Raw genomic sequence first — 15033 nt, 5'->3', positions numbered from 1 at the left:
GCGCTACCTGACACCGAGTTCGAAGTCGAGGCTGTACCGGTTGCCGGGCATGGCACCGGCGGCCTTGGCGCCGTCGATCGGGAGCGCGACGCCGTTGATGAACCGCGACTCGTCGCTTGCCAGGAAGACCACGGCCTTCGCGACCTCCCATGCCTCGCCGACCCGCGCGGCCGGGGTACTCGCGGTCAACTGGTGTTGTTTCGCCTCGAAATCCTCCGGCGCGGCCAGGGTTCCGCGCAACATGTCGGTGTCGATCGCGCCCGGATTGATCGTGTTGGCGCGGATCCCTTGATGAGCGTGCGCGACGGCGATCGATTTCATCATGCCGACCAGCGCGTGTTTGGTGGCGTTGTACACGGGGTCGCCGGGGCGGCCCATCACACCGCCGTTGGACGACGTCGTGACGATGCTGCCCGCCTTTCGCTCGATCATCTGCGGCAGTACCGCTCTCGTGCCGAGGAACGCGGCGCGGACGTTCACCGCGAAGATGTCGTCGAATTCCGCGAGCGTGGTGTCGGACAGGGGTTTTCCGAGGTGGCTGCCGACATTGTTGAACAGTACGTCGATCCGGCCCGCCTCGGCGAGCACGCCGCGTACGAACTCGTCGACCTGTGTCTCGTCGGTAGCGTCCACAAGGGAATGCCGAACGCCTTCGACGGGCTCGGCGAGTTCACGGAGGTCGCTGGAGAACACGGTCGCGCCCTCGGCGACGAACTCCTTCACGGTGGCGAGACCGATACCCCTCGCTCCCCCGAAGACCACCGCGACCTTGTCTGCCAGCCGGCCCATGCTCTTTTCCTCCCTCTCGACGAAACCGCTGTGTAGTCCTCCGGAAGGCGCACGAGCGCCTCGGGATCTCCGTGATAGGTGACCTCGACGCCGTACAGTTCGCGCGCGGCTTCCACGGAAACGTAACCGTCGACGACGTCGGCGAGCACGGCTTCCGGGTCCCGTTCGAACGGGTCGCCGTAACCCCCACCGCCCGGGAGGAACACGTTCACCACGTCGTCCTGCCGCAGGTTCACCCGGCTCTTCGACGGCAAAGAACCGCGGGTCAGCTCGAATCGGCCTATCGACCCGTCGTGTCCGGAATCCACCCCGGACGCCGGTCGGCGCACCCGATCGACGTTTCCGTTGACGCTCCAGGAAATCTCACCGCGAGCGGCCATGGTGGTGCACTGGCCGAGGCCGCCTCGCCACTTTCCGGCGCCGCCCGAGTCCGTGCGCAGCACACGTTCACGCTGGATCAGTGGCGCCATCGTCTCGATGACCTCCGTCGGCGTCGACCTCAGTCCGCTCGGGAATCCGGTGGTACTGAGCCCGTCCTTTGTGGACCTCGCGCCGATCCCGCCGGTCTGGAAGACGTTGAGCATGAACTCGCGGCCCTCGGCGTCGACGCCGCGCCAGATGGTCATCCACAACGCGTCCGCGCTGTGCGCCAAGGCGTTACCGGGCAACGCTTCGTGCAGCGCGGTGATCAGCAAGGACGGCAGGAAATGCCCGATCAGATGCCGGGACGCCACCGGAGCGGGCGGAGTGCAGTTGAGCACCGATCCCTCCGGCGCGCTGACGTGCACCGGCCGGAACGAGCCCGCGTTGTGCGGTACCGCCGGGGAAATCGCCGCCTTGACCGCGAACGAGGCATACGCCCGGGTGTAGTTGAGCACGACGTTGATTCCGCGACGGCTTTGCGGCGACGATCCACCGAAGTCGAGGTGGATGTCTTCGCCGTCGATGGTCACAGTGACCTTGAGGACGATCTCTTCGTCGTCGAAGCCGTCGGTCACCAGTTCGCTGGTGTAGGTGCCGTCCGGCAATTTCGCCAGCGCGTCCCGCAGTGCCCGCTCGGAGCGGTTCATGATCTCCGCCGCGACATCGTCCAGCGAATCGAGGCCGAACTCCTCCAGCAGCCGCACCAAACTCGCGGCGCCGACCTCGTTCCCGGTGACCTGCGCGTACAGGTCGCCGATGGTCTCCTCCGGGGTGCGCACGTTCACCCGGATCACCGATTCGAGATCGGCGTTGACCTTTCCCGCGCGAAGGAACTTCATGATCGGCAGGCGCAGGCCCTCTTCGAAGACCTCGTTGGCCTCGGCCGAGACCAGCCGTCCACCGATATCCGGGGCGTGGCAACAGGAAGCGAACCAGGCGACCAGCCGTCCGCGCAGGAACACCGGCGTGGCCACGGTGATGTCGTTGATCTGCCCCGCGGTCTGCCATGGATCGTTGGTGAGCAGGACGTCGCCCGGTTCCAGCGTCTCCGGCGGATAAGCGGCGACGAAGTGGTGCATCCCGGTCGCCATCGCGTTGATGTGGCCGGGAGTCCCGCCGACGGACTGGCCGATCATCTCGCCGCGCGAGTCGAACGCCGCGCAGGCGAGGTCGAGCGATTCCCGCACCACCGAGGAGAACGCCGTGTTGACGAGCGCGTTCTGCTGTTCGGCCAGGATCGAATGCAACCGGTTCCCCAGCACCCCCACCAGGATCGGGTCGACGCTCATACCGTCACCACCAGACTGGCGTCCTCGCCGACCACGCACCGAGCACCGGGCGGAACGACCACAGTGGACTCTCGTTCCTCGACGATGGCCGGACCCTCGACGCTGTCACCGGGCTTGAGCCGGTACCGGTCGAACACCGTCGTGTCGACAAAACCACCCTGGGCGGGAAAGTACGCCGGACGACCGCCCTTGCGCGCGTCACCTTCGGCCACCGTGCCCGAGAGCTTCAGGGTGACTTCGGGTGCCGGACCGGTGGAGACGACCCGCCAGTTGAGCACCTCGATCGCGACGTCCGGACCGGTCCGGCGATACAGCGTCCGATAGGCCTCGGTGAACGCGCCGACCAGTGACTCCGGCCAGTTCCCGTTCTCGACCGGTACGCGGATCTCGTAGCCCTGACCGGAATACCGCATCTCGGCGATCCGCCGATGCGTCACCTTCGCACCGTCCACACCGGACTTCTCCAGTAGTTCCGCGCCCTCGGCCTCCATCTCGGCGAACAGTGCTTCCACCTGCGCCCAAGAAAGATCGAGGACCGCCGCACGCGCCGAACGCACGAAATCGAAAGCCAGCGGCGCGGTGAGGAAACCCGCCGCGCTCAGTACTCCGGCCGCCGGTGGCGCGACGACTTCGGGTGCGCCGAGCGCTCGCGCCACGCCGACACCGTGCACCGGCCCGGCACCACCGAACGTGAACATCGGCAGCTTCGCCGGGTCCTTGCCGCGTTCGACGGCGTGCACGCGCGCCGCGTTCGCCATGTCCTCGTTGACGCTGGTGTGAATACCCCAGGCGGCCTCTTCGACACTGACGCCGAGCGGCCCGGCGATCTTCACCCGGATGGCTTCGCGCGCGGCCTCGGCGTCCAAAGTCATTCCGCCGCCGAGGAAATAGGCGGGATCCAGGTAGCCGAGCACGAGGTCGGCGTCGGTCACGGTGGGCTCGGTGCCGCCTCGTCCGTAACAGACCGGGCCCGGTTCGGAGCCTGCCGAATCCGGGCCGACGGTGAGCAGCCCGAGCGCGTCGATCCGGGCGATCGAGCCGCCGCCGACACCGATCTCGATCATGTCGGTGACCGGGACCTTGACCGGCAACCCGGAGCCCGGCAGCAACCGGTACTTCCGGTCCACTTCGAACTCGTGCGTCACCAGCGGCGCGCCACCGGAGATCATGCACAACTTCGCCGTGGTGCCCCCCATGTCGAAGGCCAGCAGATCCTCGATACCGGCCGCGGCACCGAGGGCGGCCGCGGCGAGCGCACCGCCCGCGGGACCGGATTCCAGGATGCGGATCGGGTAGCGCGCGGCGGTGTCGACGGTCGCGATCCCGCCGTTGGACAGCATGATGTGCGGCGACGGCCGCACGCCCGCCCCGTGCAGCCGTCGTTCCAGGTCACGCAGGTAGCGCTCGGTGAGGTCCTGGACGTAGACGTTCGCGACCGTGGTGGACGCGCGTTCGAACTCGCGGATCTCCGGGACGACCTCGCTGGACAGCGCGATCCGCAGTCGCGGTGCGACGTCACGAAGTATCTCGGCCGCCTGTCGTTCGTGCACGGGATTGGTGAAGGCGTGCAGGAAGCAGATCGCCACCGCGTCGATCCCGCGGGCGTCGAGTTCGCGGCCGAGACGCGCGACGTAGTCCTCGTCCAGTCCGGTGTGGACGGTCCCGTCGGCGAGGATCCGCTCGGGGACGTCGAAGCGCAGGTGCCGCGGGACCAGCGGGGCGGGAAGTTCGATGAGCAGGTCGTACAGTTCGTACCGATGTTCGCGCCGCATCTCCAGTACGTCACGGAAACCGGCGGTCGCCAGCAGCGCGGTGCGCGACCCCTTGCGTTCGATCAACGCGTTCGTGACGAGCGTGGTGCCGTGCACGAACTGCTCGACGTCGGCCGCGTCCAGCCCGGCGTCGGCGAGTGTCTTCTTCAGTCCCTCTTCGACCGCGCGGGCGGGTTCGTCGTGCGTCGTCAGCACCTTGCCGATGGCGACGACACCGGACTCGTCGAGCACGCAGAGATCGGTGAACGTCCCGCCGATGTCCACGCCGAGCCGGAGCGCGGTCACGAAGATTCCTTGCGATACCAGCGCGGGGAGGTGTTGAGCGGCGGCGCCATCTTCGCCCGGACGACCAGCACGTTCGGCTCGTCGGACTCGACGAACTCACCGAGCAGTCGCCGGAACGCGCGCCCGAACCCGGAGACGCGGTCCGCGTGGACCCCGAACGACCGGGCGAGACCGACGAAATCGGGGCTGTCCCAGTCGACGCCGCGTCGCGGCAGCCCGGCCCTGTCCTGGTCGTAGCGGAGCATCCCGTAGCCGCCGTCGTCGACGATGATCACGGTGACCGGCAACTGTTCCTGCGCCAGCGTGGCGAGATCACCGCAGGCGAACAGGAAACCGCCGTCCCCGCTGACGCAGATGGCGCGACCGGCGCCCGCCGCCCCGGCACCGAGCGCGGCCGGGAACCCGTAGCCGAGCGTGCCCCAGCCCATCGGATAGGCGAGCTTGCGCGGGGCGCGGACGCGGTGGAAACCGCCGATCCAGTACCCGGCCACGCACATGTCCGCGACCACGACGGCATCCTGCGGCAACACTTCGTCCAAAGTGGACAGTAGGTCCGCGGCCTGCGGCTCCTCTTCCTTGATCCGCCGCCGGACCCGCGCGGAGACCTTGGCGAGCCTGCCGACGAGGGCCGCGATACCGGGCCGTTCCTCGACTTTCAACGCCTCGGTGAGCGCGCGGGCGTCACCGACCAGCGTGATGTCCGGCTGGTAGTTCTTGGCCGCGTCGTCGGGGTCGACGTTGATCGCGATGAGCTTCTTCGGCTTCGGCATCGCCCAGTTCTGCGTCATCAGCCCGTCGAAATCGGTGCCGATGGCGAGGACGACGTCCGCCTCGTCCCACAGGGCACCGACCTCGGGCGCGTGCACCGGGTTCGGGGCGAGACAGGGATGATCGACCGACAGGAGCCCGCGAGCGCCGAAGGTCGTGAGCACCGGCGCGGCCAGCCGTTCGGCGAGTTTGCCGATCACCTCACCGGCCTCGGCCCGCAACGCGCCACCGCCCGCCCAGATCAGCGGCCGTTCCGCGGTGGCCAGCAACGCCTCGGCTTCGGTGAGATCCGGGATTTCGGGAGGTCGCGCGTGCGACCGCGGCGGACGGCGGGCCGGTGTCCGCTGCGACAGGAAGTCGGCCGGGATACCTACGTAGACCGGACCGCTCTGCGGCTGGAGCGCGAGCCGGGCCGCGCGGTGGAGGGTGGCGGCGACCTGGTCGGCGCTCTGGACGGTGAACCCCGCCTTCGTGACCGGCGCGAACATCGCCTGCTGATCCGACGTCTCGTGCAAGACGCCGCGGACGACGCCGGGACGCCGCAGCGTGGACGGGATGTCGGTCGCGATGACCAGGATCGGCGCCGCGGACGCCATCGCCTCGCCGACGGCGGCGAGCGTGTTCGCCGCGCCGGGCCCGGTGGTCACCAGCGCGACGCCGAGTTTCCCGGTCGCGCGGGCGTAGCCGTCGGCCGCGTACCCGGCCGTCTGCTCGTGCCGGACCCCCACGAGCCGGATGTCCGTGTCGGCCAGCGCCTCCCATAACGGCAGGTTGTGCACCCCAGGGAGACCGAAGACGACTTCGGTCCCCAGAGCGGTCAGCGCGTCGGCGAGATGCTGGGCTCCGGTGGGTGCAGGCACCTCGCCGATAGTGCCAGATCGTTCAACGATCCAGCAACCATTCCGCTACGGCTCGTGAGTGGTAACGACGGTTCTAACCGTCATTACCACTCACGAGGTCAGTACAGCCCGGCCGCGTACCTGTCCGGCTCGTAGTACGCCTCCAGGTCAGCGATGCTGTCCTCCGGCCGCTCGAAGGTCTTGGAGATGACCGCACGGGACGGCATCGCGTCGGGAGCCCACGTCTCGGGCTCCCAAAGCTTCGACCGCATGAAGGCTTTCTGACAGTGGTGGAAGATCTCGTCGATGTCGACGACCAGCGCGAGCTTCGGCCGGTTCCCCTTCACGATCATGTCGTCGAAGAACGGCGCCTCCCGCACGAGCCGCGCGCGACCGTTGATCCTCAGCGTGTCCCCTCGACCGGGGATGAGGTAGATCAGCCCGACGTGCGGATTCGACAGTACGTTGTGGAATCCGTCGGCGCGGCGGTTGCCGGGACGCTCCGGGATCGCGATCCGCGTGTCGTCCAGTACCAGCGTGAACCCGGCCGGGTCGCCCTTCGGCGAGACGTCGCAGGTGCCGTCCGCCGCCGACGTCGCGATCAGCACGAACGGCGACTCCGCGAGCCACCGCCGGTCCATCTCGTGCAGCTTCGGCCGCGCCTTGTTCGCGGTCCGCTCCAGCGGCGGCGGCAGGATCTCGCGCAGCTCCGCCTCGGTGGTGACCTCGACGATTCCCTCAGACAATGTTGTGCTCCCTCGTCACGGCCCGGTCGCCGGCGAAGCGCCGGACGTCGAGCTCGGTGATGTCGATACTCGGGGCCCTCCCCAGGTAGAGGTCCCGCACGAGTTCCCCCACGGCCGGGCCCATCTGGAACCCGTGCCCCGAAAACCCGGTCGCGTAGAAGAACCGTGACACCTGGACGCTTTCACCCACGATCTGGTTGCGGTCGGGGGTGACTTCGTAAAGCCCCGCCCAGCCGCTGCGGATCCCCGCGTCGAGCACGGCGGGCACCCGGCGCGCGGCGATCTCGGCGAGCTTCGGCAGCCAGTCACCCGGCTGGTACCGGGTGTCGAAGCCGGGGTCGCCGTCACCGTCGCAGAAGGACATCGCCAGGCCGAGGCCCTCGCGGTGGAAGTAGAACGCCGACGGCATCTCGATGGTCAGCGGTACGGATTCGGGCAGGTCCGCGACCGGTCCGGTGAACACGACCTGCCGCCGGAACGGCCGGACCGGGAGGTCGACGCCGGCGAACTCGCCGACCCGCCCCGACCAGGCGCCCGCCGCGCAGACCACGGCGTTCGTCGACGTGATGCCGTCGCTGGTCCGGACGCCGGTGATCTCGTCGCCGTCGCGTTCGATCCCGACCACCTCGACGCCGGTCTTCAGCACCGCGCCGTGCCCGCGGGCCGCCCGCGCGTAACCCTGGACCGCGGAGTCGGGCGTGGCCTTCGCGTCCTCCGGCGACCACAGCGCCGCGACCACGCCTTCGGTGTCGATCAGCGGGGAGAGCCGCCTTGCTTCGCCCGGTTCGACGAGTCTGCTGCGGACGCCGTAGGAGTTCTGCAGGTCGACACAGCGCTCGAATTTGGGCAGGTCCGCGGGATCGGTGATCAGGTACAGGTAGCCGTCGCGGCGGAAGTCGATCTCGGTCCCGTACGTCTCGGCGAAGGAGGCGTACTCGGCCAAGCCGCGTAGCCCGATCTCGATGTTGGCCCTGGTGGTGAACGACGACCGGATCCCGCCGGCCGCTTTCGCTGTCGAGCCCGCGCCCAAGCTGTCGCGTTCGAGGAGCAGCACCGCGACTCCGGCGGCGGCGAGCCGGTACGCGCAGGCGACCCCGATGATGCCGCCGCCGATCACGACGACGTCGGTGCGTTCAGGAAGTGACTCCATCTCCTGTTCCGATCCGTTCGTCCTCGGGCGGCGGTCCCGGCGGCGTGCCGTCGCCGAACGGGCGCCCGCCCAGCTGCTCCCGGTGATGCGGGGTCGCCCAGCCGGACAGCTCCGGTCCCAAGGGGACGATCCGCGTCGGGTTCACCTGCTCGTGCACCGCGTAGTAGTGCCGCTTGATGTGGTCGAAGTCGACGGTGTCACCGAAGCCGGGCGTTTGGAAGAGGTCACGGGCGTACGCCCACAGCACCGGCATTTCGGCCAGTTTGTTCCGGTTGCACTTGAAATGCCCGTGATAGACCGGATCGAACCGGACGAGCGTGGTGAACAGCCGGATGTCCGCTTCGGTGATCGTGTCACCGACGAGGTACCGCTGCCTTTCGAGTCGTTCGGAAAGCACGTCCAGCATGATGAAGAGGCGATGGTACGCGTCTTCGTACGCGGACTGCTTGGTAGCGAAACCGGCCTGGTAGACGGCGGCGTTGACGTCGGTGTAAACGCCCGCGTTGACGGCGTCGATCTCGTCGCGCAGCCGCTCCGGATACAGCTCCGGCGCGCCGGAGCGGTGCAGACTGGTCCATTCGGCGGAAAGATCCAAGGTGATCCGCGGATAGTCGTTGGTCACCAGCCGCTTGCTCGGAATGTCCACAATGGCCGGAACGCTGATCCCGCCAAGATAGTGCGGGTCGGCGGCGTGATAGGCCTCGGCCAGGTATTTGATGCCCAGTACCGGGTCCCGGCCATCGGGATCGAGGGTGAACCGCCAGCTCTTGTCGTCCTGGATCGGGTCGGCGACGGCCACGCTCAGCGCGGACTCGAGGCCGAGGAGCCGCCGGACGACCAGCCCACGGCTCGCCCAAGGGCAGGCCCGGCTCACCACCAAGCGGTATCTTCCCGCCTCGACCGGCCAGCCGTCGCGGCCGTCGGCGGTGATGCGCGCGTCGAAATGGTTGGCGGATCGACGGAACTCGCCCGTCTCCGGATCGGTCGGGATCGTCATGTAAGCCACCCTAAAGCGTGAGATGGTGGTTGCGGTGTGCGTAGACTCTCGCACCCGGCGTGCCCGCACGCCGCCGCGCGGAAGGTGGTCCCACGATGCCGTTGATGCCCGTGACCGACTCGATGTTCCTTCTTGTGGAGACGCGCGAACATCCGATGCACGTCGGCGGACTGCAACTGTTCAAGAAACCCGAGGACGCCGGCGACGACTATCTCCGTGACATCCGGCGGAAACTGCTCGATTCCGACAACATGCGCTCGGTGTTCCGGCGCCGTCCCGCCCGGCCGGTCAACACCGCGGGGCACCTCGCCTGGTCGACCGACACCGATCTCGAGCTCGATTACCACTTCCGCCATTCGGCACTGCCCCAGCCCGGCCGGATCCGCGAACTGCTGGAGCTGACCGGGCGCTGGCACAGCACCCTGCTCGACAGGCACCGCCCGCTCTGGGAGATCCACCTGGTGGAGGGTCTGCAGGACGGCCGGTTCGCGATCTACAGCAAGATCCACCACGCGCTGATGGACGGGGTTTCGGCACTGCGGCATCTGCAGGGCACGCTGTCGGACGACCCGTTCGACCTCGACTGCCCGCCGCCGTGGGGGTCCCGGCCCAAACCCGGCGGGAGCCGCAACGGCAAGGCGTCCCCCTCGATGTTCCGGACCGTCGGCAAGACGTTCAATCAGCTCGCCGGCATCGCGCCCGCCGCGGTGAAGGTCGCGCGCGAGGCGTTCCAGGAGCACACCCTGACGCTGCCGTCGCAGGCGCCGAAGACGATGTTCAACGTCCCGATCGGCGGTGCCCGGCGGTTCGCGGCGCAGTCGTGGTCGCTGGACAGGGTGCGCAAGATCGCCACCGCGGCCGGGGTGTCGCGCAACGACGTCGTCCTCGCGATGTGCTCGGGCGCGCTGCGCGACTACCTGATCGAACAGAACGCGCTTCCCGACGCGCCGCTGACCGCGATGGTTCCGGTGTCCTTGCGGCGTAAGGACAGTGGGGACGCGGCGGGCAACAACATCGGCGCGCTGCTGTGCAACCTCGCCACTCATCTGGCCGATCCGGCCGCGCGGCTCGCGGCGATCAACGCGTCCATGCGCAACGGGAAGAAGCTCTTCTCGGAACTGACGCCACTGCAGACGCTGCTGCTGTCGGGGATCAACGTCGCCCAGCTCGGCGTGTCCCCGATCCCGGGTTTCGTGAACAACACGAAACCGCCGTTCAACCTGGTGATCTCCAACGTGCCGGGGCCGCGCAAGCAGCTGTACTGGAACGGCGCGTCGCTCGACGGCATCTACCCGGCGTCGGTGCTGCTCGACGGGCAGGCGCTGAACATCACGCTGACCAGCAACGGGGACAACCTGGACTTCGGCATCACCGGCTGCCGCCGGAGCGTCCCGCATCTGCAGCGCATCCTGACCCACCTCGACACCGCGCTGGTCGAGCTCGAGCACGCGGTCGCCCTACCCCGCGTTTAAGTCCTTTGCGTTTCGTCCTCTGAATGCGCTGGTTCGACGCTGAACTACCGCATTCAGAGGACGAAACGCGCCGGGGCTAGCTCCCGTCGGAGACGTAGATGGCGCTCGGCGTGATCGTGTACAGCTGGCCGTCGGGACCGGCGACCTCGTCACGCGTACGGCCGAGGTTCGTCCAGAGCTTGCCGCCGTTGCCATTCACGTCGAGTTTGTAGGTACCGCCCTTGAGCGAGGCCATGTACAGCGAGCCCTTGTAGGCCGCGAGCCCGCTCGGTGTGGCCGAAGACGTCGGCCACGACTTCACCGGGTTGGTCATGCCCGCGGTGTTGCACGGGCCTTCGCAGGTCGGCCAGCCGTAGTTCTTGCCGGGCTCGATCTTGTTCAGTTCGTCGAGCCTGTTCGCGCCGATGTCGGAGTTGTACAGCTGACCGTTCACCCAGGTCAGCCCCTGGACGTTGCGGTGGCCGTAGGAGTAGACGCGGCTGTTGAACGGGTTGCCCGGGGCGGGCGCGCCGTCGGTGGTGACCCGCAGGACCTTGCCGCCGAGGGAGTTCTTGTCCTGCGCAGTGGCGCCGTTCTGGCCGTCGCCGGTGCCCGCGTAGAGGTAACCGTCCGGGCCGAACCTGATCCGCCCACCGTGGTGGTACTGCGAACCACGCGGAATGCCGGTGACGATCGGCGTCGGCGTCTGCCCGAGCTTCAGCTTGGCGATGCGGTTGTCGGAACTGGTCGTGTAGTAGATGAAGACCGTCTGGTCGGTGGCGTACTGAGGCGAGACGGCGATGCCGAGCAGACCGGCCTCCGCCGTGACGCTCACCCCGGGGATGGTCTGCACGGTGGTGACCTTGCCCGCCTTGTCGATCTTGCTGATCGTCTTGGCGTCCTTCTGCGTGAAGAGGCCGGTGCCGTCCGGCAGGAAGTCGAGCGACCAGGCCTGGTTGAGCCCGCTCGCCAGCTGTCTGATCGCCTGGACGGACGGCGCTTCGGCCGCCGCCGCCGGAACAACCGCGATCGACACGGCCGTCGCGGCGGCGAACGTGGTGGCGAGAGTACGACGTAAGGACATGGGACGCCTCCTTCAGCTACACCCCTGGAGCCCGGATGGCGGCGGATGACGGAGGGTCGGGTGCCCCCGTCGAGTTGGATACAAACACACCACAGGATGAAACGGACACCACTGGACGGGCTAAGGCAAGCGCTTTCCGTTAACCGTTGTGTGTGCCGAGCGTGACCGGCGGGCCGACGCTATCGCCCATAGGTAGGAAACTTTACAAAACCCGCCCGGAACTTGGCTCTTACGTCTGGTCAGAATCGGCGGCCCGCTTCTAAGGTGACGGGGCTCGGCCCTGTTCGATCCCATGTGGACGTTAGGAGCGGAAATGATCGAAACCATCGAGGTATGGACCACCCCCGACTTCGTCGAGTACGAAACCCCCATGGAGGTCACCGCTTACGCGGCGCGCATGGAGGACTGATCTCGCCTCCGGTGGTGGGGGCCATCCCCACCACCGCGCCGCCGTCCCGATCAGCGAGCCGTTGGAGGCAGCCCGGTGTCCCTCATGTCGTCGTCGGACTTCATCGCGGCCTTGCGCGGGCTTTCGCACCGTTATTGGGGCACGCACCCGTTCCACGAGCGGATGCACCGCGGCGACCTGTCCGAGTACGAGCTGAAGATCTGGGCCGCGAACCGCTGGTACTACCAGTGCATGCTCCCACAGAAGGACGCGGCGATCATCAGCAACTGCCCGTTGCCGGAAATCCGCCGCGAATGGCTGGACCGCATCGTCTATCACGACGGGACGAAAGCCGGGGACGGCGGAATCGAGCGGTGGCTCCGCTTGTGCACCGCGGTCGGGCTCGACCGCGAAGAGGTTCTCGATCAGCGGCACGTCGCCCCCGGCGTCAGGTTCGCCGTCGACGCCTACGTGAACTTCGCGCGTACGAAACCTTGGCTCGAAGCGGTCGCTTCGGGGCTGACCGAAATGTTCGCCGGCCATCTCATGCAACAACGGGTCGCCGACATGCTGGCGAACTACTCGTGGATCGCCAAGGAAGACCTCGCCTACTTCACCAATCGCATCGACAAGGTCTCAGGCGAGGGCAAGGGAACGCTCGACATCGTCGTGCGGCACGCCGTCACCCGAGAGCACCAGGACAAGGCGATCGCCGCGCTGACGTTCAAGACCGACGTGCTCTGGTCCATGCTCGACGCCATCGAGCGCGCCGCGGCCAAGGAGTAGCGATGACCACCCTGGAGATGGGTTCGGTGCCGCGGCTGCGGCGCGGAGTCCGGCTGAGCTATGACCAGACCCGGGAAACGCACGTCCTGCTCTTCCCGGAAGGTGTGCTCGTCCCGAATCCGACGGCGGCCGCCGTACTCGGGCTTTGCGACGGCGAGGCGGACGTCTCCGCGATCGCGGCCGCGCTGCGCGAGCGCTATTCCGGTGTCCGCGAGGAAGAGATCCTGGACGTCCTGTCCCGGCTGGGAGATCGGCGGATCGTCGAATGGACCTGAACACCTCCACCGCGGCACCCCCGTTGGGAATGCTGGCCGAACTGACCCATCGCTGTCCGCTGCATTGCCCGTACTGCTCGAATCCCGTCGAACTACTCGCCCGCGAGGACGAACTATCCACAAAGGAATGGTTGTTCGTCCTCTCGCAGGCACGGGAACTCGGCGTACTCCAGGTGCACATGTCCGGCGGCGAACCACTCGCCCGGCCGGATCTGCCCATCCTGGTCGAGCACGCCACGAAACTGGGTTGCTACGTCAACCTGGTGACGTCCGGTCTCGGGCTGACGGAGTCCAGATTGGATGATCTCGTCGAACGTGGCATCGCGCATATCCAGCTTTCCGTCCAAGGCGCGACGGCCGAGCGCGCGGACCGGCTCGCGGGCGCGCGTGCCCACGACCGCAAACTGGTCGTCGCCGAACTGATCAAGAAAGCGGGCCTGCCGCTTTCGGTGAACGTCGTCCTGCACCGGCAGAACCACGACCAGCTGGCCGGGATCATCGAACTGGCCGAGGAAATGGGCGCGGACCGGCTGGAACTGGCCAACACGCAGTACTACGGCTGGGCCCTGCGCAACCGCGACGCCCTGATGCCGACCAGGCGCCAACTCGACGAGGCCGAGCCGATCGTGCGCGCGGCCACCGAACGGCTGCGCGGCAGTATGGAGATCATCTACGTCGTCGCCGACTACTACGAGCAGTATCCGAAGCCGTGCATGTACGGCTGGGGCGCGCGGCAACTGACCGTGGCGCCCGACGGAACCGTGCTGCCGTGTCCGGCGTCGACCGCGATCGAGACGCTGGAATTCGACAACGTGCGGAACATGCCGCTGGCGCGAATCTGGTACGAGTCGAGTTCCTTCAACGCTTACCGCGGCGAGGACTGGATGCCGGACACGTGTGGAACCTGCGAGCGGCGCTCGATCGACTTCGGCGGCTGCCGTTGCCAGGCGTTCCAGCTCACCGGTGACGCCGCCGCGACGGACCCGGTGTGCTCCCGATCGCCGCGTCGCGACGTCGTCGATCTCATCCTCGCCACGCCGCCTCGCACCGGCGAACTGGTCATGCGGACAACTCGATGAGGGTGATCCTGCTCGGCACCGCGGCCGGCGGTGGGTTCCCGCAATGGAACTGCGCCTGCGCACTGTGCACTTCGGACGCTCCGCCTCGGACGCAGGATTGCGTCGCGGTGAGCGCGGACGGCAAGGGCTGGTACCTGCTCAACGCGTCTCCGGACATCCGCGCCCAGATCCTCGCCACGCCGCCACTTCGTGCCGGGCCGGGGCCGCGAGAGATCCCATTGCGCGGGGTGCTGCTCACCGACGCCGAACTCGATCATTCGCTGGGCCTGCTCATGTTACGGGAAGCCGGCGGACTTCCGGTGTGGGCACCGGAGGCGGCGCTTCGCGCACTCTCCGAGCAGTTCCCCGCACGGTCGATCATCGACGGTTACGGTGGCTGGGACTGGCTGCCGACGTCGGAGATCGCCATCGACGGGCTTCGGGTGAGCGTGCTTCCGGTGAGCGACAAACGACCGAAGTACGCGCGTTCGTCCACAGAGGACGGTCCGTGGGTGGTGGCGTATCGCATCGAGGACGTCGGGACCGGCGGCGTCTTCGTGTACGCGCCATGCCTGAGGAGCTGGCCGGACGGGTTCGACGAGTTCACGCGCGACGCGGGCCTGGTACTGCTGGACGGCACTTTCCACGCGCCGGACGAGATGTCGGGGGCCACCGAGGCCAAGGTCGGGGACGGCGCGCAGCTGGCGATGGGACATCTGCCGATCACCGGAAGTCTCGCGAGACTCCGTCCTGGTCCGCGGTGGGCCTACACACATGTGAACAACACGAACCCGGTCATCGACCCGTCCTCACCTGAGCACGCCGCCGTACTGGATGGCGACGCCTCACTTCCCTTGGACGGTACCGAGTTCGAGCTTTAGGAGATGCCTTCCGGACTCGCGCCCGGCACACCTCGAGACCGCTCCTGTCGTA

The 15033-nt window shown here is 67.7% G+C and carries 14 protein-coding genes; 6 read left to right on the top strand and 8 right to left on the bottom strand.

Annotation, left to right across the window (positions count from 1 at the left end; all coding sequences use genetic code 11):
* Window positions 1-3 precede the first annotated feature (3 nt).
* The 7 genes from ACZ54P_RS27065 to ACZ54P_RS27035 all read right to left on the bottom strand — a co-directional run bounded on the left by ACZ54P_RS27065 (window position 4) and on the right by ACZ54P_RS27035 (window position 9058).
* Window positions 4-789, bottom strand: a complete 786-nt coding sequence (locus tag ACZ54P_RS27065; protein ID WP_465464370.1) for an SDR family NAD(P)-dependent oxidoreductase — start codon at window positions 787-789, stop codon at window positions 4-6.
* Window positions 720-2501, bottom strand: coding sequence for a hydantoinase B/oxoprolinase family protein (locus ACZ54P_RS27060; protein ID WP_465464369.1), 1782 nt, complete (start codon window positions 2499-2501; stop codon window positions 720-722). The genes ACZ54P_RS27065 and ACZ54P_RS27060 overlap by 70 nt, the downstream gene beginning before the upstream one ends.
* Window positions 2498-4558 (bottom strand): hydantoinase/oxoprolinase family protein, encoded by a 2061-nt coding sequence (locus ACZ54P_RS27055; RefSeq protein ID WP_465464368.1) that lies wholly within the window; start codon window positions 4556-4558, stop codon window positions 2498-2500. Before ACZ54P_RS27055 ends, ACZ54P_RS27060 begins: the two co-directional genes overlap by 4 nt.
* A complete protein-coding gene (locus ACZ54P_RS27050; RefSeq protein WP_465464367.1) occupies window positions 4555-6186 on the bottom strand; it encodes a thiamine pyrophosphate-binding protein in 1632 nt (543 codons plus the stop codon). The genes ACZ54P_RS27055 and ACZ54P_RS27050 overlap by 4 nt, the downstream gene beginning before the upstream one ends.
* A 98-nt stretch (window positions 6187-6284) precedes the next feature.
* Window positions 6285-6911, bottom strand: a complete 627-nt coding sequence (locus tag ACZ54P_RS27045; protein WP_465464366.1) for a pyridoxamine 5'-phosphate oxidase family protein — start codon at window positions 6909-6911, stop codon at window positions 6285-6287.
* Window positions 6904-8061, bottom strand: coding sequence for an NAD(P)/FAD-dependent oxidoreductase (locus tag ACZ54P_RS27040; protein WP_465464365.1), 1158 nt, complete (start codon window positions 8059-8061; stop codon window positions 6904-6906). The genes ACZ54P_RS27045 and ACZ54P_RS27040 overlap by 8 nt, the downstream gene beginning before the upstream one ends.
* Complete coding sequence (locus tag ACZ54P_RS27035; protein ID WP_465464364.1) at window positions 8045-9058, bottom strand: glutathione S-transferase family protein; 1014 nt, start codon at window positions 9056-9058, stop codon at window positions 8045-8047. The genes ACZ54P_RS27040 and ACZ54P_RS27035 overlap by 17 nt, the downstream gene beginning before the upstream one ends.
* Before the next feature lie 95 nt (window positions 9059-9153).
* Here ACZ54P_RS27035 and ACZ54P_RS27030 point away from each other — a divergent pair, with 95 nt between their 5' ends.
* Window positions 9154-10530 carry a WS/DGAT/MGAT family O-acyltransferase gene (locus tag ACZ54P_RS27030; protein ID WP_465464363.1) on the top strand — a complete coding sequence of 459 codons (1377 nt, stop codon included), beginning with the start codon at window positions 9154-9156 and terminating at the stop codon, window positions 10528-10530.
* A 76-nt stretch (window positions 10531-10606) separates the two neighbouring features.
* Here the strand turns inward: ACZ54P_RS27030 and ACZ54P_RS27025 are convergent, their stop codons facing one another.
* Window positions 10607-11593, bottom strand: a complete 987-nt coding sequence (locus ACZ54P_RS27025; protein ID WP_465464362.1) for a PQQ-dependent sugar dehydrogenase — start codon at window positions 11591-11593, stop codon at window positions 10607-10609.
* A 313-nt stretch (window positions 11594-11906) separates the two neighbouring features.
* Here ACZ54P_RS27025 and pqqA point away from each other — a divergent pair, with 313 nt between their 5' ends.
* The 5 genes from pqqA (at window position 11907) to pqqB (ending at window position 14981) form a co-directional block, all read left to right on the top strand.
* A complete protein-coding gene (pqqA, locus tag ACZ54P_RS27020) occupies window positions 11907-12002 on the top strand; it encodes a pyrroloquinoline quinone precursor peptide PqqA (RefSeq protein WP_007033797.1) in 96 nt (31 codons plus the stop codon).
* An 84-nt stretch (window positions 12003-12086) separates the two neighbouring features.
* The gene (pqqC, locus tag ACZ54P_RS27015; protein WP_465464361.1) at window positions 12087-12767 is read left to right on the top strand and encodes a pyrroloquinoline-quinone synthase PqqC; all 681 of its coding nucleotides are present in this window, start codon (window positions 12087-12089) and stop codon (window positions 12765-12767) included.
* A gap of 2 nt (window positions 12768-12769) precedes the next feature.
* The gene (gene pqqD / locus ACZ54P_RS27010; RefSeq protein WP_465464360.1) at window positions 12770-13042 is read left to right on the top strand and encodes a pyrroloquinoline quinone biosynthesis peptide chaperone PqqD; all 273 of its coding nucleotides are present in this window, start codon (window positions 12770-12772) and stop codon (window positions 13040-13042) included.
* Window positions 13033-14121, top strand: a complete 1089-nt coding sequence (pqqE, locus tag ACZ54P_RS27005; RefSeq protein ID WP_465464359.1) for a pyrroloquinoline quinone biosynthesis protein PqqE — start codon at window positions 13033-13035, stop codon at window positions 14119-14121. The genes pqqD and pqqE overlap by 10 nt, the downstream gene beginning before the upstream one ends.
* Complete coding sequence (gene pqqB, locus ACZ54P_RS27000) at window positions 14118-14981, top strand: pyrroloquinoline quinone biosynthesis protein PqqB (protein ID WP_465464358.1); 864 nt, start codon at window positions 14118-14120, stop codon at window positions 14979-14981. Before pqqE ends, pqqB begins: the two co-directional genes overlap by 4 nt.
* The last annotated feature ends 52 nt before the right edge of the window (window positions 14982-15033 follow it).

This window comes from Amycolatopsis sp. NPDC034160, from assembly GCF_055575355.1.
This window is presented reverse-complemented; position numbering and strand designations above follow the sequence as displayed.